Here is a 25,756-nt window from a genome sequence, read left to right on the forward strand (position 1 = left end):
ATGGAAAAAATCGAAGAAGAGGTTAAGAAGCGGACGGTCGTGGAGCTCCTTACGGAAATGAAGAATCTCGCGCAGCTATCCGTTGACCTGGCTTACTCGGTCTTACTGTTCGGGAGCCCCGAGTTGGCCGAGGAGGTGCGACGCATTGAGAGACGCGTGGACGAGTTGTCTATGGTACTGAAGGCGAAGCTCGCTCTGGCTATTCGGGATCTCGAGGACGTTCGCCATCTACTGCCCATAATGGAGTTGACGCAGTCGATGGAGGTTATCACCGACGCCGCGAACGACATTGCCGAAACCGTGGCTATGGGTGCGGAACCTCACCCTATCGTTCAGAAGGCCATCGCCGAGTCCGAAGAGAAGATACGGCTTGTTCGGGTTGAAGAGGGGTCGGAATTAGACGGCAAAACGCTGGGAGAACTCAGGCTGGCCAGTGAGACTGGGATGCACGTAATCGCGATCAGGCGGGGGTCGACTTGGATAATAGGGCCGGATAAAGACGCCAAGATACTGGGAGGAGATGTCTTGATAGTTCGTGGTCGGGACGAAGGATACAGGAAACTGAAGAAGATGGCTAGTGGGCGAGGATGACATGCGTTGGGAGACTAGGCGCGAAAAGATCGTGTCCTTGCTCACGGAGAGCCGTGAACCTCTGACCATTGAGGAGATAGCTTACATGGTCGGAGAGGACGATAAATCGAAGATTATCGAGGACTTGGAACACATAGCTAAAACGCTACGTCGTGAGGGCAAGACGCTGCTTATGGAACCGGCTAGGTGTAACAAGTGCGGGTACGTGTTCAAGAGCCTCAGGGTTAAGCCACCGTCCAGGTGCCCGAAATGCAAGTCCGAGTGGATCCAACCGCCGAGGTTCACGATCAGGGAATGACCCTCCGAGGGACGTCCAAGGACAAATCGTCCAACGTTATCCTTAGAAACTCACCCACCGCCACGACGTCTCCCAGATATCGTGAGCCGTTCTCACGTATCTCGACGACTTCGAGTCTCTCGGTGATCCCAACGATCGCGTCCGGTCTATGGAAGCCCAACGGACGACACCTCACGCCTTCCACTTTCAGGAAGCCCGAGGAGAGGTCTATCGACATGCCACCCGCGGAGAGTTCGCTCCCGCGACGCTGCGTCATGATGGTGAGACTCTCGTAGGTCCTGACGTGTAGGTTCTTACCGTACAGCGTCACCATGTAGTCGCTGCCCACCTTGCGGACGTCTACGAAGAGTTCCCCGAGACGACGGTGCGGGATGATCGGTGGGACGACGACGCCTTCTCCGATCTTTCGGACCCGGAGCGGTTCGGTAATGACGCGCTCCTCCGTGACACGGTATGGGACCACGTAGTAATACCCAGAATCCGCACGCACCGATACCAGGCACACGGATCGGAACTTCTCAAGTCCCGCTACCTCACCGAGTCGCACGTACCCGTCGTGTGATCGGCGCATTACCCTAGCTTCTTCGCCTATGTCGAACTTCTCACAGACTACCGGGGGCTCCGGAACGTTCTCCGGCAGTTTCATCCGAACACAGCCCCCTCCATTTCGAGTACCGCGTTGAGTACGCCATTCACCAGCTCGGACCGTCTGCCCAACACTGCGGCAGGGCTCCAGCTGAACATTCTGTAACCGACGTTCCTGGACGTCAGGACCCCTGCGGCTTCCAGTGCGTCCAGCATCTTAGTCCCGAGTTTGAACTCACGGAAATTCCTGCAGATTCTACCCAGTATCTCCGTGGCGGACAGGTACATCGTGCGGACAACTCGCACATCCCTTCGGGCGATTTCTCCTAATATCGTGGACCCCGTCTCTTCGACGAGCTCGCTCACGTGTTCATTCATCTCCTCAAGAGTGCCACCACGTTTCAACGCTTCCGGGCACGGCCCGTACGGCGGCCATGTCAAAATGTCCTTCGCGGAGCCTTCCACCTTAACCAGCTCGACCGACACCTCGCGCACGATGCTGTCGGGTACGAAGTCCAGAAACACCTGGGAGTAGACCACAACGTGAACTTCTTTGAACCTGTTGAGCAGCGCCGATAGAACGTTGTACACCTTGGATCTGATACTCCTGAGTGCGTAACGGTCACGGCGCTCCAACCACTCGAGCACCGTTGGCGCATCCATGTGAGCAATTACCACACGGTCTGCTCCCTCGTCACACAACGAGGTGATGTCGGATAGCCTTCGAGCATCCGATACGTCTACGATTTCGCCGTCTTGCGCTAACTTATGGCATACTTCTCTGAACCCGTAGCACGGCGGGCAGACGGTGACTTTCAGCAACTTTCTGCCCCCTCGGGCAGGCGTAGTAGTAATCTCCCCCCTAATTGTATTACTTTATGATCTTCAAACCAAGCTTTGGTACGCTCAAAACGTACCTCATCGTACTCGATGTGCCACAAGATCAATCCCTCCGCCGGAAGGCATCTGGGTTTCTTCGACGGCTCGAACTTCCCAGAAAGTAGCGCTTCGGCGTCCCCTTCCTCCCTGAGCCCGTGGCCTACCTCCCACACGAACCCCGCTATCCTGCGGACCATCTCCCACAGGAATCGCGGTGCCACGACCCGCAACACGTACGCGTTAGGGGTTATTTCTACGAGTTCACACCGCTCGACGGTTATTATCGGATTCCGGCCATCCTCCCTTCGGAATGCCGAAAAATCGTGTTTTCCTTCGAGCTTGCGGGCAGCCCGTGCCGCGGCTTCGGGACGGTTTAGTGGTCCCAAGAAGTACCGATACTCCTTTCGTAGCGCGTCGCGCCGCGGATCGAACTCTTCATGGACTTCCGTTTTGGCTATAACCCGGATGTCCTTGGGTAATCTCGCGTTGATGGGGTCCGGTTGGGCTAGCTCCGGGTCGCCTTCTACCACGACTACCTGGTAGCGTGCATGGGCCCCCGCGTCGGTCCTGGATGCGTACCCTACCAGTTCCAATCCCAGCTCCGAGAGCGCTTTTCGTAGCGCTCCTTCGATCGTTGGGACGTCGGGTTGGTACTGGAAACCGTGATATCGCGAACCGTCGTAGGCGACCCGGAGGGCTACTCTCATCGCCCGGCCCCAGGGGGCTTGTAAGGGAGCCTCCGGTAGACCTCTATCATTTCCTCCTCGGAAACTAGTTCCCGGTTTCCGAAACGGATCACGGGTTCGTCCACAACCTCTCCTGCGACCGTGAACGGGCATCCCTCTTCGAACGCTATCTCGGCAGCACGTTCGACGTCGTTTGGATCCATACATACCATGAAGATCCCTAAATACCCCGTCCACGTGGGGTACGGCATCGACCGGAGCTCGACACCCTTCTTGGCTTTGCCCATCATCTCCAGTAGGTTCCCGAGTACCCCACCGCGACTGGCGTCCTTGGCGGCGCTCACGTCGATACCTTCCCGTAGGAACCTGAGAAACGCGTTGAATTTCACCTTAGCCTTGTAAACGCGATCCCCAACGTCCCCACGCACAGGCTCGCCCAAAAATACCAGCGCATCGCCTTCCCTGGCCGTACCGTCCGGGATCGGCTCGTCGGCTATCAATCGACCGATCACGACCACGGAGACGCAGGGCACTAGGTCGGGATGGGATTGTGTGTTACCGCCGAGGATCTTGATTCCTAACCCTTCCGCCTGTTTCCTTAAATCTTCAAGGATTTCCTCCGCCTGCTCCTCGCTTTCGGCCTGTACGGCGTCGAACGCCACTATCGGTTCACCGCCGGTGACCACGACGTCGGCCGCCGAGTGTATGATCGCGGTCTTTCTACCGATCTTGGCCGGGTAGGGGCCTTCCATGTTGATAACTAATCGCTCACCGTTTACTTCGATCACCGTGGCGTCATCGCCCTGTAGTGGGCCTATGATCGTCTTCCACTCCTCCGAGACTTCCCTGAATAACCTGCGGCAGAAGTTAGTCTCTTCTATGTGCTCGAGGAGGCGCTCCAGGTCGACTTTTTCCAAACTCACCCGACCCCCAGCAGCTTCAGAGCCGTCGGCAAGGCCAGCGCTGACGTGCAGAGCGACGGATCGACGCCGGAGCGGAGCGCGTAAATCCCTATTCCCGCACACGCGATCGCCGTACCGAGCGAACCTAACCCATGAAATGTCATCAACGCGAGCAGTCCGAGTACTACGGTACCGGTCAGTACTCGCGCCCGTGCTCCGGAGAGCACCCCTCCCAACACCCTGGTCGAAAAGATGAGCAGCCACGCTCCCAACACCGACACGAGTAGGTACACTCCCACCGACGCCAACACTTCGGGGTACGTGATATCTCCAACGGATCGTTGGATGAACACCGAAGCTCCACTCCTAGGGTTCCCAAGCGCGTGTAGCGCCACGATCGAGGACACCGCGTCGGCGGCGTCGATACCGGAGGTGACCAGCAGGTACCGCTCGGTCGTGTCGACGCCCAACCGCGTCAGGACGGAAACCACGTTGGCGGGTCCCAATCCCGGCAGGAAACCGAGAGCACAACCCGCGAGTGCGGCCAGGATTCCGCATTTCGGGAGCTCCTTTCCAGATATTGCGGGCTTTCCAGGCCGCTGCTTCGGGATCGAAGTGCGGTTCATCAGACAGGAAAGCCCTGGCCCGATCGCGTAGAATCCGGAGAGCATGGCTTCCAGTGGGGAGGCTACGTCGAGCGGTCCCGAAAGAACTACGTAGCCTACCGCGGAACTCGCCGAGAAGACCGCCAACCCGCGGAGTCCATTATCGTACGTTTGTAAGGCCAGGATCGTCAGTACCAGCCACGGTATTATCGGCTTGGAGGCGACGTACATGGGTCCTACGATTTTCACGATGTATGGGAGCGCGACCGCCGCGAAAAAGCCCGTGGATAACGTCCCTAGGGCGACGAGGCGAGCGGCTTCTTCCGCCCTTCCCTCGATCGTATAGCGCTGCAACGGAATCAACACGGCAACCGACGCCTGATCGTCAGGTACTCCCAAGAACATGCTTTCAACCTTAGACAACGGGACGTTGACGGCTGAGCACGCTGAAGCGAATGTCAACACGTCTTCACGGTCGAGGTACGTGGGATCGAACTCCGAAAAAAACGTATTCGGATGGAGACCGGGGATGTACCCCGATAGCATCCCGGAAAAGATTCCGAGAAACGCTCCACCGGAGCAAGTCCGACCCACCGGACCGGGGACTTCGAGATGCTAAAGGAGCTATGGCGATCGTTTGCGATGGCGCTAGGGGCTGCGTGGACACTCGGACTCCTAGCACTTACGGTTCACATCCTGGGGCTCGTTTGGACTATCGTCCTCCTCTTAGGGATCTCAGTCTTGTTGGGAATTAGTGTCTCGAGGAGAGTCTCACCCTTCATCGCGGTAGCGAGAGGTCTAGGGTTGCTATCACTCCTGATGGTAAACGCGGCTAGACTGGAGTACCTGGCGCCATGGCTCGCCATGCCCGTACTCGGGGCACTCTACGTCTTCGATAGGCCCGCCTTTTACTTGGTGATAGCGGCGGCGGGAGCGGTCCTACTGCTTCGAGCGCTGATAGAAATCCATGAAGCGGCCGTCGAAGCGGACTTCCGGTACCGGTCGAAGGTTCAGGGACTGGCGTTGGCCGTCCGTGAGATCTGGTCTGGGATTATGGAGGCTCTAGAGAGACTCTCCACGATCTCGGCGGAGAAGAAAGAGGAGCTGAGTGGAACGTTCACCGTTGCCGGAAAGAAGTTGTTGAGGTGGATGCTCAGCTGAGGACGCGTCCGCGGTCCAATCGTCATCATCCTTCAGTAGCGCGGGACATCGTCATCCGCGTCCCTCCCAATCGACTAGGATCTGGTCACCTTGAACTAGCATCTTGCCCTCCGGGACGTTCTTACGGACGACGGTGGAAGGTGCGGTGGCCGAGTACGGGCCCAGTTTCCGTCCCGGCAGTATAGAGGTGTTGATCCCTGTTTTAACCCCATCACCCAGTACGGCTCCGAACTTCCTCCTACCGGTATCCTCGAGCTCGCCCTTGACTACTACTTTCACGTTGCGTTCATCGTGTCTGAGGTTGGCGATGATGGTACCGGCTCCCAGGTTGCACTTGGCCCCGATAACGCTGTCTCCCACGTAGGAGAGGTGGCTGACGTTCGTCCCCTCCATGATTATTGAGTTCTTGATTTCGACGGCTTGGCCGATGCGGACGTCCCGGACCAGCGTCGTCGCCGGTCGGATGTAGCAGTTGGGTCCGATTTCGCACCCCGGGCCTATATAGGCGGGCCCTTCGACTACGGCTCCCGACCTGAGGATCGCATCCTCGGCTACCCACACCGGTCCTCTCAGCTCCACGTTCTCCTCGATGACTCCTTCAACCTCGGGACGCGACATCGCGTTCCGAAGTGCCCAAGCGTTGGCGTCGAGTAGGTCCCACGGGCGACCTACGTCGGACCAGAACCCGTCGTACGAAATCCCTAGAACACCTTCATCGATGGCGGCGTCGAGCAGCGCATCGGTGATCTCGAACTCGCCCCGCGGAGAGGGTTTGACTCGTTCCAAAAACCTCTCGAACTCCGGTTCCGCCACGTACACTCCCGCGTTCGCCAGGTTGGAGGGAGCCTCCTCGGGCTTGGGTTTCTCCACGAGCTCCACCACGTACCCGTCTTGTAGTCTCGCGACCCCGAATTCCGACGGATCCTCGACCTCCACTAGCACCATTGAGGCGACGCCTTCGTGCTCACGTACCGCGCGCTCGAGCAACTCCGAATCGAACACCAAGTCCCCGTTTGTGATGACCACGGTCTCGTCGGGTTCGATCTCCCGCCACGCGACGTACACAGCGTGGGCTGTTCCCAGGGGCTTACCCTGACGGACGAACTCCAGCTCGAAGGAATCGCCCCAGCGATCCTTGACGTACCGTTCCACCTTCTCGGCCAGGTATTCCACGACCACCACGAGGTGTTCCACTCCGATGCGCTTCATGGCCTCGATGGAGAAGTCGATAAGACGGCGATCGGCCACCGGCAGGAGGACCTTCGGCCGTGTCTTCGTCAGCGGTCGCATCCGGGTACCTTCGCCCGCCGCGAGCACGATACCGATCATTCCCTCACCTCCTCGACACACCTGCGGACGATATCGACGAACTCATCCCTGAGCTCTCGGGCGCGTTCCTCGGACTCCGCCTCCACCGTTATCCGTATGAGCGGTTCGGTGCCGGAGGGCCTGACGAGCACCCAGCCATCGTCCAGTTCGACACGAACGCCGTCTACGGTATCGATGTCGTCGTAAGCCTCCCGGAGGCGCGTCTCCACCAGCCTCATCACTTCGGGCTTGAGCTCGTCGGGACACTCGACGGTTTCGCGCACGACCGGGTAGCTCGGGATCTCGGCTAACAGTTCCGAGAGCGGTCGCCCTTCCTCGATCAGCAAGCTCACCATCCACGCCGCGGAGAGCGGACCGTCGGGGCACATGTGTACGTCCGGGTGTATCCAGGTTCCGTTCGGTTCCCCTCCGAAGACGCATCCTTCCTCCCGTATCGCGGCGGCTACGTGGACGTCTCCCACTTTGGTCCTCACCACCTCGCCGCCCATCTCGCGGACTACCTCGTCGATAACCATCGAAGCATCGACGTTCACGGCGACCTTCCCTGGACCCTTCTCCTCGAGGATTCGCCGGCACACCAACGCCAGCACTTCGTCGTACCCGGCGAACTTACCTTCCTCGGTGACGAAAACTACACGATCAGCGTCCCCGTCGTGGGCGATCCCCAGATCAGCATCCGTCGCCCGCACGGTTCGCATGAGGTCCTTCAGGTTCTCGGGCTTCGGCTCCGGTTCCCGGCCCGGGAAGTGTCCATCAGGATGCGCGTTTAGAGAGATTACCTCGCACCCCATCTCGCGGAGTACTACCGGAGTGACGAACGCGGAGGGGCCGTTGGCACAGTCCACCACGATGCGTAGCCCGTCCCCGTCGACGGAGACCTCGTCCAGTATCCTCTCCACGTGTACGTTCAACGCCGTCTCGTCGTCGACCACCTCACCGTACTCGTCCCAATTCGGGTACTCCAGATCGCCGTCCATGATCTGCTCTATTTCACGCTCTTGTTCGGGCGAGAACGCCATTCCGTCAGAGTCCCAGAACTTTATCCCGTTGTACTCGGGAGGATTGTGGGAAGCTGTGATCATTACACCGGCGTCGAGACCCTCAGTCGCCACGTAACAACCCAGAGTCGGTGTGCACACTACCCCGATGTCTACAACATCACATCCTTGGGCGGTCAGTCCTGAGATCACGGCTGCGCGAAGGGCATCGCAGTGTACCCGGGTGTCGCGACCTACGGCAACCGTGCCGCCACCCAAGTACTCGCCGAGAGCGCGTCCAGCTCGAAGTGCGAGCTCTGGAGTTAGGAACTCCCCTACTCTACCGCGGATACCGGACGTACCGAAGTATTTACCCACGGGGGGTCCCCCTTTGTTCGCGTTCCTACTCGCCGGGGATAACGTTGAGTTGGCGCTAATGGAATTAAAGGGCGCGCTCCGGGCGGAGGTCGGCGAGATCGAAGTCGAGGTCCACGATCGGGTCGCGGTGGTCGAAGGACTCACTGACGAGGAGGCGGAGCGGGTCGTCCGGCGGCTCGCCCGGACGCATGCGGTCTACCGGGTCGGCGAGGGGAGGGTCAGGGTCGAGATTGGGGGTGAGCGTAGACCAGTCCGGCTCCTCGCGGAGCGTGAGAAGCTGTCCGATCGTAAGCCGCACAAGCGCCCCGAGTTCATGCCCGACTCCACGGAGCCTTTCCTGGCCCGGGTCCTGGTCAACCTGGCCGAGGCGCGGCGCGGGGAGCGCTTACTGGACCCGATGTGCAACGTGGGCGGTATCCTCATCGAGGCGGGACTGATCGGCTGCGTGCCCGTCGGGGTGGAGGTCCGGGAGGAACTCGTGGAGCGGACCGAGCGTAACCTGCGGCACTACAGGATCGAGGAGTACGAGCTACACACGGGTCGGGCGGAGGAGGTAGACGAGATCCTAGACGAGCCCGTCCAGGCCGCCGCCGTGGACCCGCCATACGGCCGCTCTTCGTACATCGAGGGCGGGCCGGTGGAGCGGCTGCTACTCAACACGTTGGACGCGTTGTCTGAGGTGGTCGAGGGCAAGGTCTCCCTGACCGCGCCCGTGGACGCCTGGGAAGAAGTTAAAGAGAGTGTGAAGAGGGTAGAGGGCGAGGTTCGGGACCGGGTCCACGGCAGCCTTACCCGGGTCATCGCCGTCGTCGTGCCTTAGCGGTGATGACCGCGGACCGCTCCTGATCTGTGATGAGTTTTCGGGGAGCTGATCACCGGCTCAGGTACGACAGCACCGCGCGGATCCCGGACTTAACGATCCGCTTGAACAGGAACAGCTTGCCCTCTCGCAGCGCGTTCAGCAGGTACCGGGGGTTCAGGTAGAACGACAGGTACGCGCGCTGCAGCAGGCGCCCCAGCTCCCTGGTGCTCAGGTGCTCAGTCCTCATCACCGGATCTACCGTGGTATACTTCGACCAGTCGTGAACCTCGATCAGTCCCCTCTCCTTGGCGAGGTCGTACAGCGGCGTTCCCGGGTAGGGCGTGCACACCGTGAACTGCACGTAGTCCGGCTCGAGGCGGCGCGCGAACTTGATCGTCCTGAAGACGTCCTCGCGATCCTCCCATGGGAACCCCAGGATGAATGATAATAAGATCCTGAGTCCGTGCCTTTTCGCCACCTTACGGCACGCGATGACGTCCTGGACGGTGATCCCCTTGTTGATGCGTTTCAGGGTTTCGTTGCTGGCCGATTCGGCCCCGACGTATACCGTGCGGCACCCGTGCTCGCGTATCGTGCGGGCGAGCTCCGGCGTGAGCGTGTCCGCGCGGGCGCCGCAGTCCCACGGGACGTCGATACCTTCCTCCCTCATTTTCTCACATATCTCCCGCACCCTTCGCTTATGGGCAGTAAACACGTCGTCGACGAACTCGAGTCGCTCCACTCCCAGCTCTTCCACCAAGTAAGAGATCTCCTCGACCACCCGATCCGGGCTCTTCCCTCGCCACTTGGGTCCGAAGATCCTGGAGGAGGCGCAGAAGAGGCACCGGAACGGGCAGCCGCGGCTCGTGATGACGGGGACGAACCGGACGCTGTCCGCGGAGTACTGGTCCAGGTCTACCTTGTCGTACGCCGGGAGCGGTAGCGAATCTAGGTCTTCCGGCTCCTGTCGGTCGGGATTTCGAACAATTTTAGAGCCCTCCCTGTAGGTGATTCCGGGAATATTCGAAAGGTCTGACTCCTCCCACCGATCTACGGCCTCCAGTACCTCGACAGTCGTCGATTCTCCCTCGCCCCGGATTACCACGTCGGCAGGGCTTTCCCTGAGGGCCTCTCGGTCCATGAAGGTGGGGTGCGGGCCGCCCAGAAACACGAATGCCCCCTCATCCTTTGCCAGCTTCGCGACCTTGTACGCCGACGGCGCCACCGGGGTCGTGGCCGTTATCCCTACCGCGTCGTAGCCTCTGATCCTTCCCCGTAGGTCCTCCATCTCAACACCTTCGGCGGGACAGTCCAGGATGTCGACGGAGAACCCTTCCTTCTCGAGCTTGGCGGCCAGGTAGACTAGTCCGATCGGGAATCCCCGTACTCCCAGCACGCGGGCGATGTCGTCCTCGAACGGAGGTTGAACCAACAAGACTTTCACTTGTTAGCATCCCCCACTAGGACACAGCCCGGGTCGGGCCCCTCCACCTTGCCCGTGATCGCGTACGCACGGGCCCGGCATCCGCCGCACACGTACCGGTACTTGCACTCGCCGCAGGGCTTCTCCAGCTCGTCACGGTTTCGGCACGCCCAGAGCACCTCGTGTTCCCACAACTCCTCCGGATCGTCCTCCAGTATGTTCCCGATCTTAACTGGCAAGAACACGCACGGCTGGACGTCACCGTTCGGCCGGATGGCCAGCAGGCATCGGCCGGCGCCGCACCCCCCGATAAACTCGACGAGGGGCTCGATCCAGCGGCCCTCGCCCGCGTACGCGAAGTGGGTTCCGTAGAGTACGCCTCCCTCCCCCGACTCGGTCATCTGCAGGCTCACTCGGGACATCTGCGGCGCGGTGGAGTAGATCATCAGGTCCCGGTCCAGGGCCTCCCGAACGAGCATCTTGAGCACCTCCTCCCGGACCTCAGGCGGCGGGTCCAGCTCCGGGCAGAACCGACCCTGGCCCGTGGGGATGAAGTTGAACACTGCGATCCCGTCGGCTCCGAGCTCCTCCGCGAGATCCAGCATCTGCGGGAGCTCGTCCACGTTGTTCCGGTGCACGGTGAAGGCGATCACGGTGATCATGTCCGTCTCGGCGCAGTGACGAACGCCCTCAACCGTTCGTTCCCAGGCACCCTTGACGCCTCGGAACTTATCGTGCGTCTCGGGCCGAGCCCCGTCCAGGCTGATCTCGACGTACTCGACGCCCGCGGCCTCCAGCCGCTCCGCCGTGTCCCGGTCGATCAGGGTCCCGTTCGTGGCGAGCGCGGTGAACATCCCCTCGTTGGCGGAGGCCTCCGCCAGCTCGAAGAAGTCGTCCCGCATCAGCGGCTCGCCGCCGGAGAACGCCAGCCCCGGAACGTTCCACTCTGAGAACCGCTCGATGACTTCCAGCGCCCTCTCGGTGTCCAGCTCGCCGGGCGCGGGCTTGCCCGCCTCCGAGTAGCAGTGCTCGCAGCGCAGGTTACACAGCCCGGTCACGTCCCAGACCACGAGATACGGAGCGGCCGGGACGAACGGTTTCCGGACCCCGTACCGGTAGATCCCTAGCAGCGTCACGGCGATGCCTCGCCGGTAGGAGTCCAGCGAGAGGGCCTCCCGGACTGTCTCCTCGTCTACGCCGGCCGCCCGGGCCGTCTTCTCAACGAGCTTCTTCACCAATCGAGCCGTCGCCTTGCACTTCCAGCACGCGTCCTCCCGACCGCCATAAGCCACGTCCAGCGCGACCTTCACGCGCACGTCTCCGCACGACTCGCACCGCTTGGCCCCCAGCTTCATCAGCCGCCGTGCCAGCTCCGAGTCCAGCACCCGGTTCAGCACACGGATGAACTCACCGACCCTGGTCATGCGAAGCGCCCCCTACCTTAGTACACCTTCACCGGCTCGTAGAGCGTGGTGCGCTGCACGGGGGTGAAGCCCGCCTCCCGAATGATCTCCACTATCTCCTCGGGCTCGAGCTGCTCGCCCTCGGTCGCTCCGGCCTCCCGGGAGATGTTCTCTTCCATGAGGGTGCCACCTAGATCGTTCGCCCCGGCGTGCAGCGTCATCTGAGCCAGCTTCACTCCGAGCTTCACCCAGGAAGCCTGTATGTTCGGAATCAACGGTCCGAAGTACAATCGGGCCACAGCGTGCACGAGTACGTCCGTCATACCCGATACTCCGGGTCGCGCCCCTCCTCGTCGGTAAATCGGTGCGTTCGAATGTACGAAGGAGAGCGGCACGAACTCCGTGAAGCCTCCCGTGTCCTCTTGGATCCCTCGAAGCCGCTTCATGTGGTCGATCCAGTCCCTCGGTGAGTCGATGTGACCGTACATCATAGTACAAGTGGTGGGAATTCCCAACTCGTGCGCGATCCTGATGATATGTTCCCACTCATCGGCTTCCAACTTATCAGGACATAGCCGCTTCCTCACCTCAGGGGAGAATATCTCCGCGGCCGTTCCGGGCATCGAATCGAGACCGGCTCGCTTCAGCTCTCGTAGTACGTCTTCGATGTCCTCTCCCGCCAGCTTGGCGCAGTACTTCACCTCCATCGGTGAGTACCCGTGCACGTGGATGTCCGGGGCTTGGGACTTGATCTCGTCCAACATTTCCAGGTAGTACTCAAACGTCGCCTCGGGATGCAGTCCGCCCTGAAGACATACTTCCGTAGCTCCAGCGTCACGGGCTTCCGCTGCCCGCTCGCCCACCTCCTCCGGCGTCATACGGTAAGCATCCGGGTCGTCCGGATCCCTCCGGAACGCACAGAATCGACATCTGTTAATGCACACGTTGGTGAAGTTGATGTTCCTGTTCACCACGAACGTGACGTGTTCACCGACGATCTTAAGTCGGGCCTCGTGTGCAGCCCGCATTACCTTGTACGGGTCCAGCTTACCCTGTAAGGCGTCCAACGCCGTTCCTTCGTCGATGCCACCGGCCACGGCCATGTTCACCAGCTCGTCGACGCTGACTTCATCGGGCGAATCCCTCATCGTCCGAGAGCCGCTCGACGACTTCTGAGATGTTGGCATGGTACCAGCCCCGACGGACGTACTCGGGGTAAATAGGGAGCCGCTCCCTTAACCTGAAACCGACGTCTTCGGTCAGTCTTTTCAGCTCCTCGATCTCGGGCCAGGGGGCTTCGGGGTTCACGTAATCCTTCGTCACGGGGGAAACTCCGCCCCAGTCGTTCGCGCCCGCCAACAGCGCGAGCTGACCCGTCTCACGGTTCAGGTTCGGGGGTACTTGGACCGGAACGTCCGGCAGTATCAGCCGCGCCGTCGCGACCGTCCGTAGTAAGTCGGCGGGTGTGGGTTCGGGGTGGTCCTCCATCGGGATTCCCGGTTTCGTCCTGAAGTTCTGAACGATCACCTCCTGAACGTGACCGTACCGCTCGTGCATTCTCTGGATCTCTTCCAAGGTCTTCACGCGTTCCTCCCACGTCTCGCCGATGCCGATCAGTATCCCGGTGGTGAAAGGTACTTTCAACTCCCCGGCGTATTTCAGCACCTTCAGACGCTCCTCGGGGCGCTTCCCGGGAGAGTGTTCGTGGGGACCACTTTCCTCACACAACCGCTCCGATAGTATCTCCATCATGAGGCCCATGCTGGCGTTCCAACGACGCAGCTTCCGCATCTCCCGCTTCGTGATCACGCCGGGGTTGCTGTGCGGCAGCATGTCGTACTCCTCCACGCATCTACGGCAGAGGTCGACGAGGTACTCGACGGTGCTCGAATACCCGTGCTCCTCCAGCCATTCGAGGGCCTCGTCGTACCGCTCCTCAGGGCGCTCTCCGAAGGTGAAGAGCACCTCCTTGCAACCGGCTTCCTTACCCTTCTCCACGATCTCGAAGACCTCTTCCGGGGAGAGATACGGCGACCTCACCTCCTCCGGTTCCCGACGGAAGGTGCAGTAAGCGCACCGATTCCGACATAACCGGGTGAGCGGTACGAACACGTTCTTCGAGTAGGAAACCACCGTGCCGAACTTCTCCCTGGTCAACCGGTTCGCCCGGTCCATGAGCTCGAGGAGATCGTTGCCCTTCAAACGTCCGCCCCGGTCGCTTCGGTCACCCGCGGGGTTTAATCCTGAGCGCGTCGGGACAGACGTAATCAAGGGGTACGCGGCGGGCCCCTCGGAGGTCGTGGGGGCTGGGGAGATGGCCGAGGCTCTCGGCGAGGAACTGGAGCGCGAAATTCAGCGGAGATGGGAAGAGATGGACCTACTTTCGAAGGTCCTAGAGAAGAACCGCGACGGACCTCTCTTCTACTTCCTCGACGGTCCACCTTACGCGAGCGGCTCGATTCACCTCGGTACAGCCTGGAACAAGATCATCAAGGACGCCGTGAACCGGTACAAGCTGATGCGCGGATACCGGGTCCGACTGCAGCCCGGTTGGGACTGCCACGGTCTCCCGATCGAGGTGAAGGTCGAGCAGGAGGTCCTCTCGGACGAGATCGAGTGCAAGAAGGACATCGAGGAGAAGGTCGGCGTCGACAAGTTCGTGGAAAAGTGCAAGGAATTCGCCCTGAAGCACGTAGAGATCATGACGGAGCAGTTCAAGCGTCTGGGCGTCCTGATGGACTGGGACAACCCGTACATGACCCTGGACAACGAGTACATCGAGGGAGCCTGGTACACGCTCAAGCGCGCCCACGAGCGCGGTCTCCTCGACCGGGACGTGAGGATCGTCAACTGGTGCCCGCGGTGTGAGACCGCCCTGGCGGACCACGAGGTCGAGTACAAGGAGGTCGAGGACCCCTCGATCTTCGTGATCTTTCCGATCGAGGACGATTCCGACGCCGAGGTCGACTTACCCGAGAACTCAGCCCTGCTGATCTGGACGACCACCCCGTGGACGTTGCCCGCCAACCTAGCCGTCGCCGTGCACCCAGAGGAGGAGTACGTCCTCGCGCGCGCCGAGGTGGACGGCGAGGAGTGGCACCTGATCGTCGCTGACAAGCTCAAGGTCGTGCTGTCCGTCGTGACGGACTCGTACGAGATCGTGGACTCGTTTCCGGGAGAGGCGCTGGAGGGTCTCCGGTACCGCCCGCCGCTGTGGGAGGAGGTGCCCAAGCTGCGCGAGCTGCACGAGGAGGACGACCGTGTCCACCGCGTGTACACCGCCGAGTGGGTCACGATGGAGGAGGGTACCGGGTGCGTCCACTCGGCGCCCGGTCACGGTGAGGAGGACTTCGAGCTCGGCCGAGAGGTCGGCCTGCCTCCGCACTGCCCGGTGGCCGAGGACGGTACGTTCACAGAAGACGGCGGTAAGTACGAGGGACTCTATGTGCGCGACGCCAACGAGAAGATCGTCGAGGACCTACGTGAGAAGGGACTCCTCGCGCACGAGGACACCGTGGAGCACCGGTACGGTCACTGTTGGCGCTGTAAGACCCCGATCATCTACCGGGCTACCGAGCAGTGGTTCCTCAAAGTCACTGAGGTGAAGGACGAGATGCTCGAGTGGATAGAGCGGGTGGAGTGGATCCCGGAATGGGCGGGTCACTCCCGGTTCAAAAGCTGGGTCGAGAACGCCCGGGACTGGTGTATCTCGCGTCAGCGGTACTGGGGTATCCCGCTTCCGGTCTGGGAGTGCGAGGAGTGCGGTCATCTCGAGGTGATCGGCTCGCTGAGCGAGCTCGAGGCGAAGGCGGTCAGTCTCCCGCCCGGTGAACCCGACCTGCACAGGCCCTGGGTCGACGAGGTAGTCCTGAAGTGCCCGGAGTGCGGCTCCTACATGAGGCGCGTGCCGGACGTGCTCGACGTCTGGGTAGACTCGGGAGTCGCCGCGTGGGCCTCGCTCGGGTACCCACGTCGCGAGGACGAGTTCGAGCGGTGGTTCCTCAAGGAGGGACGCTGTGACCCCGACGATCCGGAGGCGGGCGCGGACTTCATCACCGAGGGTCACGACCAGACCCGCGGATGGTTCTACTCGCAGCTAGGTTGTGGCGTCGTCACCTTCGATACGTGCCCGTACAGGACCGTGCTCATGCACGGGTTCACGCTCGACGAGGAAGGTCGGAAGATGAGCAAGTCCCTGGGTAACGTCGTCGACCCGATGGACGTCGTTGAGAAGTACGGTGCCGATACCCTACGCTGGTACGTCCTGCGCTCCAACGCACCCTGGCGGGATATGCACTTCAGCTGGCAGGACGTGCGCGACACCCACCGGGCGCTCAACGTCCTGTGGAACGCGTACCGGTTCACGAAGATGTACTCGGAACTGGACGAGTTCGACCCCGAGGAACACCCGCTGGAGGATCTGGAGGAGCACCTCAAGCCAGAGGATCGGTGGCTGCTCTCCCGGATCAACTCGCTGGTGGAGGAGGTCACCGACGCGTTCGAGCGGTACCACGTCCATGAGGCGGCCCGCGCGCTGTACCGCTTCGTCACGGAGGACCTCAGCCGGTGGTACATCCGGCTGGTCAGGGAGCGCGTATGGCTGGAGGGTGACGATCCCGAGAAACTCGCGGTCTACGCGGTGCTGCACTACACGTTCGATCGGCTGGTCAGACTTCTGGCGCCGATCGTGCCACACGTCGCCGAGCGGATATACCTGGATTACGTCCGCGCGGGCGACGATCCAGAGAGCGTTCACCTCACGGACTGGCCCGAAGTAGACGACCGATGGGTCGACGAGGGACTGGAAAAGGCCATGGAGCTCGTCCGGAAGGCCGCGGAGGCCGCCCTCTCGGTCCGGCAGCGTGCCGGGGTCAAGACACGCTGGCCACTACGTCGCCTGTTCGTGGAGGTCGAGGATCCGAAGCGGCTAGAGGACCTCAAGGACGTGCTGGCCCGCGTCGCGAACGTCAAGGAGGTCGAGCTCGGGGAGGAGTTCCCGGAGAAGGTACCCGTGGCCGAGCCGAGGCCCGATAAGATCGGTCCCGAGTTCCGATCGCTGGCGGGCCGCGTGATCGAGCACGTCAAGGACCGCGCGGAGGAGGTGGCGCGGTCGATCCTGAAGGACGGGGAGTACAGGACCGAGCTGGACGGCGAGGATGTCGTCCTGACGGAGGAGCACGTTAAGGTGACCGAGGACCTGCCCGAGGGCTGGGAGGCCGAGGAGTTCGAGGGCGGCCGGGTGTACGTCTTCGTCGAGCTGGACGAGGAGTTGAAGTCCGAGGCGTGGGCCAGGGAGGTCGTTCGTCGCGTCCAGGAGATGAGGAAAGAGCTGGACTTGAACCTGGAGGAGAGGATCAGGGTGTGGATCGAAACGGACGAAGAGATCGCGGAGGCCGTGGAAGAGCACTCGGAATACGTACGTGGTGAGACGCGGGCGGACGAGCTCCACGTGAACGAGGGTTGGCCCGAAGAAGTCGATCTGGAGCGCGAGTGGGAGGTGGAGGACAGGACGATCCGCATCGCCGTGGTCGTTTCGGGGTGAAGTGGATGAAGGTCGACCCCTCGGAGTTCGAGCTGGAGTTCTTCGAGGAGATCGGGTTCGAGCGTAAGCGCTGTCCCGAGTGCGGCGAGTACTTCTGGGGACCGCCGGAGGCCGAGGTGTGTAACGAGACCCCGTGCGTCGAGTACTCCTTCATCGGCGACCCACCGGCGTCCGTGAAACTGGACGTATGGGAGGCCGGAGAGGAGTTCTTCCGGTTCTTCGAACGGCACGATCACGAGGTCCTCGACCGCTACCCCGTCGTCGCCAGGTGGCGGGACGATATCCACCTGACTATCGCCTCGATAGCCTGCTTCCAACCTTGGGTGACCTCGGGGGAAGTTCCTCCACCCGCCAACCCTCTAGTGATCAACCAGCCCTGTATACGGCTCAACGACATCGACAACGTGGGTAGGACCGGGCGGCACTTCACGCTCTTCCACATGGGAGGCCACCACGCCTTCAACAACCACCCTCACGACCGGAGGGACATCTACTGGAAGGAGGAAACCGTGCGCCTGTGCTACGAGTTCACCGTGGAAAAGCTCGGAATCCCCGAAGAGAAGATCGCGTTCAAGGAGTCGTGGTGGGAGGGCGGCGGTAACGCGGGCCCGTGCTTCGAGGTGGTGGTCGACGGACTCGAGCTCGCGACGCTGGTGTTCATGCAGTACGAACAGGTGGGAGGGGAGTACAGGGAGCTCCCTCAGAAGATCGTCGACACCGGGTACGGTATCGAGCGGTACGCGTGGATAACGACCGGCGAACCCACGGCGTACGACGCGGTCTTCGGAGACCTCGTGGACGCCACGGCCCGCGACCTCGGTGTGGAGATCGACGGGGAGGCCCGTGAGATCCTCGGTGAGCTGGCCAGGGTCGCCGGTCTGATGGACGTCGAGACGGAGTCCGATCTGCGGGTCCTGCGGAATCGCGTGGCCCGGAGACTGGACCTTGACGTGAACGAGCTGGTGCGGGTCGCCGAGCCGGTCGAGTTCGTGTACGGGATCCTGGACCACGCCAGATGCCTCGCGTTCATGCTCGGCGACGGTGTCGTCCCGTCCAACGCCGGCGAGGGCTACCTGGCTCGGCTCGTGATCCGGAGGGCGCTTCGCCTGCTGGACGGTCTGGACGCCGAGCGTGAGTACCTGCTGGAGGTAGTCGAGAGGGTCCTCGAAGACCTTCGCGGCACGTACCCGGAGCTCGCGGAGCGTGAGGAGTACATCCAAGATGCCTTGGAGTGTGAGATCGACCGCTACACTCGGGCGTTGAAGCGCGGAAAGAAGGAGGTCAGGAAGCGCCTCGAGGAGAAGGGTGAACTGTCTTTCGAAGACCTCGTCGAGCTTTACGACTCCCATGGGATTCCACCCGAGGTGGCGCGCGAGATAGCCGAGGACGAGGGCGTCGAGGTCGAAGTACCGGACGACTTCTATTCACGTGTGGCCGAGCGACACGAGGGGCCCGAAGAGGTCGAGGAGGGCCTTGAAGAACTGGAGCGGATCGCGGTGGAAGAGGAACTGCCGGAGACGGAGCTCGCCTTCTACGACGACGAGAAGCGACTCGAGTTCAAGGCGGAGGTGATCGGTACTTACGAGGTGAACGGCGATGCCTGGGTCGTCTTGGACCGCACGTACTTCTACCCGGAGGGAGGCGGTCAGGAGGCAGATCGCGGTACGATGCGCTGGAAGGATGGGGAGGCCGAGGTTAAGGACGTCCAGAAGGTGCGTGGAGTGGTCTTCCACCGAATCGACGGGGACGTACCGCCCGAGGGTGCCGAGGTCGAGTGCGAGGTGGACGGCGAGCGCAGGATGCGCCTGACCAGAAACCACACGGCGACCCACGTGATCCTCGAGGCCGCCCGACGCGTCCTCGGCGATCACGTCTGGCAGGCCGGCGCCCATAAGTCCACGGACGAGGCGCGTCTCGACGTAACTCACCACCGGCGGATCTCCGACGAGGAGCTCCGGGAGATCGAGCGTCTTGCCAACGAGATCGTGATGAAGGATTTACCCGTCAACAAGCGGTTCATGGACCGGAACGAGGCGGAACGTCGGTACGGGTTCGAGCTGTACCAGGGCGGTGTGGTCCCGGGACGCGAGATCCGGGTGGTGGAGATCGAAGGATGGAACGTACAGGCGTGCGCGGGTACACACTGCGACAGTACCGGTGAGATCGGTCCGATAAAGATCGTGGGTCGGGAACGCATCCAGGACGGTGTGGAGAGGATCAGGTTCGCCGCCGGTGAGGCGGCCCTGGAACGCATTTGGGAGACCGAGGACCTGTTGCGCGAGACGTGCGAGGTACTCCGGGTGAACCCGGAGAACCTTCCCAAGACCGTGAAGAGGTTCTTCGAGGAGTGGAAGGAGCAGAGGAAGCGGATCGAGCGCTTGGAGAGGGAGCTGGTGGAGGCGAAACTACGTGCGGCGCCGGCGGAGGGTCGCCGGGTCGGCGATTTCACAGTCACACTCGTGGAGCTGGAGGACGTCGAGGTCGGCTCCGTGGCCGGTACTGTCGAAGAACTCGTCAAGGAGCACGAGAACCTGGTCTTGGTGGCGAAAATAGTATCCAACGGATCCTGTCAAGTCGTCGTGGGTTCGGGCGAATCGGCACCGCCGGCCGGCGAGCTAATGCGTGAAATAGGGAAGTTGATCGAAGGTGGTGGCGGTGGAGACGAGCGACTGGCTCAGGGTGGTGGACGGAACCCCGACGGGTTAACCGAAGATCGGCTGGTGGAGATCGTTGAGGATCTCGCCGGGGGATGAAGAACACCCCCGGCACCGAGGACGACCGGTGAGGAGGGTGGTCCTTACGTCCTGACCCTCCTCCCCCACGAAACACGCCGTTCTGACGCCTGATGATCTTCCGCCGCACCTCGCTCCTCGCTCCGCTCTTATTTGTGCGAATGTTGTTGCGGACTCGACCGGTGACAGAGCCGGCACGGAGGTTTGAGTTAAAAGGATACTATACTGTTTCCTAAATTACGCTTCCGTTTACCGTGCAGCCTCCGGGTGGAGGTGCGGGTGGGAGTGTCAGATCTCTAGTCGCACAAAATTCGCCGAGCCGCGGAAGGCTTCCAAGTGTCCGAAATCTTCAGTCGCACAAATATCGACGTATGGGTCGCGAGGGGAGGGGCGGTCAAAGCTCGTGACGCAGGCGCTCCTTATGCTCTTGCTTTTTACCGTCCACGAACGAATCCACTGGCGCCAGGTACCCGGTCACCCTCGACCATATTGTGCACCTGCGGCCGCACTCCGGACACTGCTCGACCACTCCCTCGTAGGTACGCTGGCACCGGTCGCACACGCTGTAATCCCTGGTGATCGCGAGGAACCCTATCGTGTTCCGACGGAGCACGCGCACGGTCAGCTTCATGAGGCTTCTCGGGTCCGTCCGCTCCCCGAGCCAGAAGTGGGTGATGTGGCCTCCCAAGGTCATGGGGTGGAACTTCGCCTCGATCTCGGCCCGCTCGACGACGTTCACGTCCTCGTCGTACGGCACATGGCACGAGTTCGTGAGGTAGGGACGGTGCTCCGTACCGCGTACCTTCGCGTCCGGGTACTTCTCCAGGTACTTCCTGGCAAGGCGTTCGGCGGCCGATTCGGCCGGTGACTGCACGACCGACCACCTGCGTCCATCCCGCTCGTGGAACTCTTCTCGCACGTCGTTCAGTTCCTCCAGCACCCGCTCGGCCAGACGCATCGCCGAGGGATCCTCCCAGAAGCCGTATCCCGTGAGGACCTCGATCGCCTCGGCCAGCCCGACGAACCCGAGGCTCCACGTCGTGTGCTCGTACCGGAAGTAGTACTCCCCGTCCGGCTTCCAACGCTGACACCCGTCGTACAGTCCCGCCTCCAGGCACTTCTTGACGCATCTCCACCGCGCCAGGAGAGCCTCCCTGGCCACCTCGCAGTACTCACGAATCTTCTCCAGGAATTCGTCCTCATCACGTGATTCGTGGGCGAGGAGAGGTAAGTTCAGCGTGACGTACTCGAAGTTGCCGGTGCGGATGGTGTCGATTTCCCAGTCTCCGGTCCAGTTGGTGGCGAGGCACGTCCTACATCCCATGTAGTTCACGTTGTCGCCCACGAGCTTGCGCCAGTCCCGATTAAGCATGTTGGCGAAGTACACGGCCCCGTTCTCGGCCGCGACTTCGAAGGCGAGCTCCAGAGTCTCCTTGTCATAGCCGGGTCGGACTTTCACGATTATCTGCGGGAACTTGAGCGGAGCCCCCGCGGCGTCACCCTCCAGCTGCACGTCCAGGAGGGCTCGAGCGAACATGATGGCTTCTTCCTCGAAGTCGCCGTAGGTACCCACGATCTCCCCGCCAGGACCGACGGCGGGCTCGTCCTCTAGGAAGTCCGGACACGTGAGCTCGAGGTTCACGTTCGTGAAGGCGGGCTGCCCTCCTCGAGCCACTAGGTCCTGAGTGGCCTCGAACATCATGATCTGGGCGAGCTGCCGTATCTCCTCGTAAGACAGTCCCTCCTCGGCTATATAAGGGGCTACTAGGAAGTTAACGAAGTCCTGACCTTGGCCGCCCGCGAAGAAGTTCTGCGAGGTCATCAGCCACTTCAGGATGTGTAACACGGCCACCTCCGCGTGCTTGGCGGGCTTGCTCACGCAGGTCAGCCGACCGATCGGGTTCCGAGCGTACAGCCCGTACTTCAGCACCCACCGGCAGTCGTGCTGGCAGCAGTTCGACCTGGTCAACGCGTAGTCGAGGTCGTGGATGTGGATGTACCCCTCTAGGTGCGCCCGTGCCGTCTTACCGTCCAGCACGTGCTTAAGGAAGTGGCGTTTTTGCCATCGGTCTTGGAAGATCTTTGAGATGACCTCCGGAGTCGGTAGCATGTTGGCGTTGCGGGCGACCCGGAGGGGTTCCTCAAGAACCTCCTCGGGGATCCCGGTCAACCCCTCCCCCCGTAACGGGGGCTGGGACCCTCCTGTAAGCTCCCTTCGCCCACAAGCGGACGTAGGCGCGACGTAGACGGGGGGTATTGAGCACACGGGCGAATTGAGCCGTACAGGTTTTTTCGTTAAGAAAAACGAGGGTCGAGGTTATGGTCCTTCCAAGATATCTCGGAGCCAGTCCAGCACCTCGAAGCTCATCTCGGGATCGGAAGCGGCGAACCTCAGCAGGGAGGAAGCGAAATCGGGGCTTCGCTCTTCCACCAATTCGCGAAAGATTTTGAACGCATGGCGCTCCGAGGCCAGTGCCGTGCGTACGTATTCTCGGACGAACTCGGGATCCCGGATGAGTTCCGGCCGCTCCACGAGCTTCTCGGCGACGTCTTCGCCGATCTTGGACAGAGAAGTCACCCACCACGGTAGGTGGGCGGCGTCCTCCCAGCTCAGAGTCAAGACGACGTCATCCGACTTCACCCTGACACCACGCACGGGTTCCGTAGAACCGATGGAAACCCCGGACTCGAGCTTCCGCAGTGCCTCACGAAGCGGTCGTACCCCTATGATTTCCTCCAGATCCTCCGCGGTATGAAGCACCGACGTCGGCTCCGAGGACTCGACGGGCACGTTCAAGCTCATGATCAAACCCGTCGCGATGGCGACCGCGCAACCGGCCTCGAAAGCGTCCGTCGAGTCACCTTCGATCCACACCTCCCAGGGTGTCGGAGCTTCGACGTCGACGTCGAACTCCTCGGGCAAAGTTTCGGGGACCATCCCCAGATCGAGCCTCCGTGCGAACCATACGAGTCGAGCTATCGACATCGGTACGCTCCGGAGCGGCCGGAAGCGACGTCCTTTCCACCACCCCTCCCACCGGTAGACACCCGCCCATACGTCCGCCTCGGGCTGCTTCAGATTACCACGCTCTTCACCCAGTCGAACCATCTCGTGCCGATCGAGCAGCGGATCCGGGTTTTCGGCAGGATTAATAGGGCCGCGGACGGCGACGCGGACGTCCCAATCTTCGGGCGCTTTCAGGAGCTCCTCCGGGTCGGCTGGGAGAACGCCTTCCGGTGTCTCGACGAGCAGACCCAAGAAGCACGAGTCCGATCGGTAGAGTGACAGCTCGGCGTAGTCCGTGAACTCCGCGGCTACCGGTTCCACCTCACCGACCGCTTCGACCAAGTAAAGATCGACACTCGGGGCCCTAGTCCGGACGAATTTCTCCCCGAGCGACGCGCGATCCGCGAACTCGATGATGCTCCTCTCGCGGTGACTCAGTTCCCGAGAATCCGGGGCGTCGAGCACCGGAGCCAGCTCATCGACGCAATCCCACTCATCCCCCCGATATCCCGTGCACTGGAGGAGCGGGGCGCAGGCGAACGTCGCAGCGGCGTGAACGACGTCCTCGGAACCTCGCTGAGCCTCCATCACCGCCCGAACGAGTGCTAACAGGACTCTACCTCTCGTGGCGAACCCCACGTCGCAGTGTTCCGGCTCCGCGAACGGGCGACCACCTCGAACTACGTAAGGTCGAGCTGGGACCACCAGGTCCAACGAGGACATCTGTAGGCGATCGAGTAGATCCCCCGGTGTATTGTAGCGCTCCGCCAACAACTCGCTCACGTCGCCGACTGGATCCTCGCAGCGGGCTCTGTACTCGAGGTACACGGGGTCTCGCCGGAACGTGGCCCGAAAAGCGTGACGTCCGGGTCTGAGGCCTCGCTTTCTCGGACTCTCCCTGAAAACATCTTTTAGCTCGAATCCGGGTTCCATCCGCGATCCTCCCCGGTGATGACTGCGCTACAGACCGAGATTTCGATGAGGAGGGGCCGCTTGGCTGAGTGAAGACCTTAGCGGGCTGATCTACGTTGACCGAGAAAGTGAGGAGGATCGTGCGGATCAAGGCCACGGGCGACGTGGTCCGTGCCCTGTCCAGGGTGGTGGAGGAAGGGTTGGAGCTCAGCATACTCAACGCGTCCGTGTCGCCGGATGCCGTGGCCGCCGAGATCGCGGTTCAGGCCGTCGACGACGAGCACGTACGGAACTTCCTGCGTACCCTGCGTGAGTTCGGGATCGAGGTCGAGGAGATCGAGAAGACGTTAGTACGTGATGAAGACAGATGCTTGCACTGCACGGCCTGTCACTCCGTGTGTCCTACCGGGGCGATCGAGCTCAAAGGAGTCGAGGTCGAGCTCGACGATGAGGAGTGCATCGTGTGCGGATCCTGTACGGAGATATGCCCCGTAGGTGCTCTCCGCATCGCGTCCAAAGAGGGTGAGCGGGGATGAAGTTCTGGATCCCCCACCCTGGCCATACTTCCGGTCTCGAGGCTCTCCTTTCCGGGATCGACGACCTCGGGCGGGTGGAAGCCGTATACACCGGAGGCTCTCCCGATGAGGTCGGTACCGGCAGGCCCAACCTTCACTACCCACGACTCGACGAAGTCCGCGAGCAGGTCGAGCTGGCGCACTCTCACGACGTGCTGTACGACGTCGTCATCAACTCCACCTGTCCCCTCCGGGGCGAACCTACCAGGCGCGTGGCGGAGCGTTACTCGAATTATCTAGAAGAGCTGGAAAAAGCTGGCGTCGACGGTGTGGTGGTGGCGGACCCCTTCGTGCTCAAACTGGCTGCCGAGGTCTTCGACAGGATCACGGTCTCGTGTCTCGCTTTCGTCAACACACCAGAAAAGGCCGAGTTCTACGCCGACGTGGCGACGGCGATCACGGTGGACACCAGCTTCAACCGCCGGTTCGAAGTCCTGGAGGAGCTCTCCCGGCTCCAGGTCGAGCTGAAGGTCATCGTGAACGAGGGGTGCTTACTCGATTGTCCGTACCGACCCTTCCACTTCAACATCTTCTCGCATCTGTACGGCCCCGACGAGGTGTCGGTGTACGATGACTACTACTACCGCAGATGCATCGCGGACCGCTTGGAACACCCGGAGCTGATAATCAAGTCACCGTGGATCCGCCCCGAGGACCTGGGACACTACCTCGAGTACGTGGACGCGTTCAAGATCTCTGGGAGGTCGCATCAGGTCGAGTGGATAGTCGAGGTGGTGAACGCATACCTAGAGGGTCGCTGGGACGGTAACCTGCTGCACATCTTGGACTGCCCACGTGAGCTTCGGGACGTGTTCTACGTGCCCAACCCGGAATTAGACGGTGCGATTGAGAGGTGGAAGGAATGCGACTTCAGGTGTCACGAGTGCGGCTTCTGCCGTGAACTGGCCGATCGCGTGGTTGAAGTTCGAGAGTTCAAGAGCACCGTCGTAGGGGAGGTGAGCGCCTAAA

21 protein-coding genes are annotated in these 25,756 nt (G+C 61.6%); 8 read left to right on the plus strand and 13 right to left on the minus strand.

All coding sequences use genetic code 11. The features are described from left to right. Positions 1–591, plus strand: coding sequence for a potassium channel family protein (locus MK_RS04675; RefSeq protein WP_011019252.1), 591 nt, complete (start codon positions 1–3; stop codon positions 589–591). 1 nt (position 592) lies between these two features. Next, positions 593–889, plus strand: a complete 297-nt coding sequence (locus tag MK_RS04680) for a transcriptional regulator (protein WP_011019253.1) — start codon at positions 593–595, stop codon at positions 887–889. Here MK_RS04680 and MK_RS04685 read toward each other — a convergent pair. From MK_RS04685 to MK_RS04705, 5 genes are read right to left on the minus strand one after another with little or no spacing between them, the layout of a single operon-like run. Next, complete coding sequence (locus tag MK_RS04685; protein ID WP_011019254.1) at positions 879–1,535, minus strand: hypothetical protein; 657 nt, start codon at positions 1,533–1,535, stop codon at positions 879–881. The two genes, MK_RS04680 and MK_RS04685, sit on opposite strands and share 11 nt — an antisense overlap. Then, complete coding sequence (locus MK_RS04690; protein WP_011019255.1) at positions 1,532–2,296, minus strand: hypothetical protein; 765 nt, start codon at positions 2,294–2,296, stop codon at positions 1,532–1,534. The genes MK_RS04685 and MK_RS04690 overlap by 4 nt, the downstream gene beginning before the upstream one ends. Further along, entirely contained in the window at positions 2,290–3,060 is a 771-nt protein-coding gene (locus MK_RS04695) for a tRNA pseudouridine(38-40) synthase TruA (protein ID WP_011019256.1), read from the minus strand. Before MK_RS04695 ends, MK_RS04690 begins: the two co-directional genes overlap by 7 nt. After that, a complete protein-coding gene (locus MK_RS04700; protein ID WP_158295939.1) occupies positions 3,057–3,956 on the minus strand; it encodes an AIR synthase related protein in 900 nt (299 codons plus the stop codon). Before MK_RS04700 ends, MK_RS04695 begins: the two co-directional genes overlap by 4 nt. Positions 3,957–3,958: 2 nt before the next feature. Beyond that, on the minus strand, positions 3,959–5,140 hold the full coding sequence (locus tag MK_RS04705) for a tripartite tricarboxylate transporter permease (RefSeq protein WP_011019258.1): 1,182 nt from the start codon (positions 5,138–5,140) through the stop codon (positions 3,959–3,961). 18 nt (positions 5,141–5,158) lie between these two features. On the opposite strand from MK_RS04705, the gene MK_RS04710 reads away from it, so the two are divergent. After that, positions 5,159–5,707 carry a hypothetical protein gene (locus tag MK_RS04710; RefSeq protein WP_011019259.1) on the plus strand — a complete coding sequence of 183 codons (549 nt, stop codon included), beginning with the start codon at positions 5,159–5,161 and terminating at the stop codon, positions 5,705–5,707. A gap of 51 nt (positions 5,708–5,758) precedes the next feature. On the opposite strand, the gene glmU is transcribed toward MK_RS04710, so the two are convergent. After that, positions 5,759–7,036: a bifunctional sugar-1-phosphate nucleotidylyltransferase/acetyltransferase gene (gene glmU, locus MK_RS04715; protein ID WP_011019260.1), complete on the minus strand. Its 1,278-nt coding sequence runs from the start codon at positions 7,034–7,036 to the stop codon at positions 5,759–5,761. Beyond that, complete coding sequence (glmM, locus tag MK_RS04720; RefSeq protein ID WP_011019261.1) at positions 7,033–8,391, minus strand: phosphoglucosamine mutase; 1,359 nt, start codon at positions 8,389–8,391, stop codon at positions 7,033–7,035. The genes glmU and glmM overlap by 4 nt, the downstream gene beginning before the upstream one ends. Positions 8,392–8,404: 13 nt before the next feature. On the opposite strand from glmM, the gene MK_RS04725 reads away from it, so the two are divergent. Further along, positions 8,405–9,211: a TRM11 family SAM-dependent methyltransferase gene (locus MK_RS04725; RefSeq protein ID WP_011019262.1), complete on the plus strand. Its 807-nt coding sequence runs from the start codon at positions 8,405–8,407 to the stop codon at positions 9,209–9,211. A gap of 52 nt (positions 9,212–9,263) precedes the next feature. Here the strand turns inward: MK_RS04725 and MK_RS04730 are convergent, their stop codons facing one another. From MK_RS04730 to cofG, 4 genes are read right to left on the minus strand one after another with little or no spacing between them, the layout of a single operon-like run. Further along, entirely contained in the window at positions 9,264–10,637 is a 1,374-nt protein-coding gene (locus tag MK_RS04730; protein ID WP_011019263.1) for a B12-binding domain-containing radical SAM protein, read from the minus strand. Then, positions 10,634–12,040 (minus strand): radical SAM/SPASM domain-containing protein, encoded by a 1,407-nt coding sequence (locus MK_RS04735; RefSeq protein WP_011019264.1) that lies wholly within the window; start codon positions 12,038–12,040, stop codon positions 10,634–10,636. The genes MK_RS04730 and MK_RS04735 overlap by 4 nt, the downstream gene beginning before the upstream one ends. Positions 12,041–12,057: 17 nt before the next feature. Further along, positions 12,058–13,167, minus strand: coding sequence for a 5-amino-6-(D-ribitylamino)uracil--L-tyrosine 4-hydroxyphenyl transferase CofH (gene cofH / locus MK_RS04740; RefSeq protein ID WP_011019265.1), 1,110 nt, complete (start codon positions 13,165–13,167; stop codon positions 12,058–12,060). Beyond that, a complete protein-coding gene (cofG, locus tag MK_RS04745) occupies positions 13,148–14,221 on the minus strand; it encodes a 7,8-didemethyl-8-hydroxy-5-deazariboflavin synthase CofG (protein ID WP_226988682.1) in 1,074 nt (357 codons plus the stop codon). The genes cofH and cofG overlap by 20 nt, the downstream gene beginning before the upstream one ends. Positions 14,222–14,333: 112 nt before the next feature. On the opposite strand from cofG, the gene ileS reads away from it, so the two are divergent. Both ileS and alaS read left to right on the plus strand, forming a co-directional pair. Beyond that, positions 14,334–17,561: an isoleucine--tRNA ligase gene (ileS, locus tag MK_RS04750; protein ID WP_272481016.1), complete on the plus strand. Its 3,228-nt coding sequence runs from the start codon at positions 14,334–14,336 to the stop codon at positions 17,559–17,561. 5 nt (positions 17,562–17,566) lie between these two features. Next, on the plus strand, positions 17,567–20,314 hold the full coding sequence (alaS, locus tag MK_RS04755) for an alanine--tRNA ligase (RefSeq protein ID WP_148679631.1): 2,748 nt from the start codon (positions 17,567–17,569) through the stop codon (positions 20,312–20,314). A 373-nt stretch (positions 20,315–20,687) separates the two neighbouring features. On the opposite strand, the gene nrdD is transcribed toward alaS, so the two are convergent. Next, positions 20,688–22,463, minus strand: coding sequence for an anaerobic ribonucleoside-triphosphate reductase (gene nrdD, locus MK_RS04760; protein ID WP_011019269.1), 1,776 nt, complete (start codon positions 22,461–22,463; stop codon positions 20,688–20,690). Positions 22,464–22,610: 147 nt separating this feature from the next. Further along, on the minus strand, positions 22,611–24,233 hold the full coding sequence (locus MK_RS04765; protein WP_011019270.1) for a hypothetical protein: 1,623 nt from the start codon (positions 24,231–24,233) through the stop codon (positions 22,611–22,613). A 95-nt stretch (positions 24,234–24,328) separates the two neighbouring features. Here MK_RS04765 and MK_RS04770 point away from each other — a divergent pair, with 95 nt between their 5' ends. Then, positions 24,329–24,748, plus strand: a complete 420-nt coding sequence (locus MK_RS04770) for a 4Fe-4S dicluster domain-containing protein (RefSeq protein WP_011019271.1) — start codon at positions 24,329–24,331, stop codon at positions 24,746–24,748. Next, complete coding sequence (locus tag MK_RS04775; protein ID WP_011019272.1) at positions 24,745–25,755, plus strand: peptidase U32 family protein; 1,011 nt, start codon at positions 24,745–24,747, stop codon at positions 25,753–25,755. The genes MK_RS04770 and MK_RS04775 overlap by 4 nt, the downstream gene beginning before the upstream one ends. Position 25,756 lies beyond the last annotated feature (1 nt).

The organism is Methanopyrus kandleri AV19 (assembly GCF_000007185.1).
Classification (GTDB): domain Archaea; phylum JAADCQ01; class Methanopyri; order Methanopyrales; family Methanopyraceae; genus Methanopyrus; species Methanopyrus kandleri.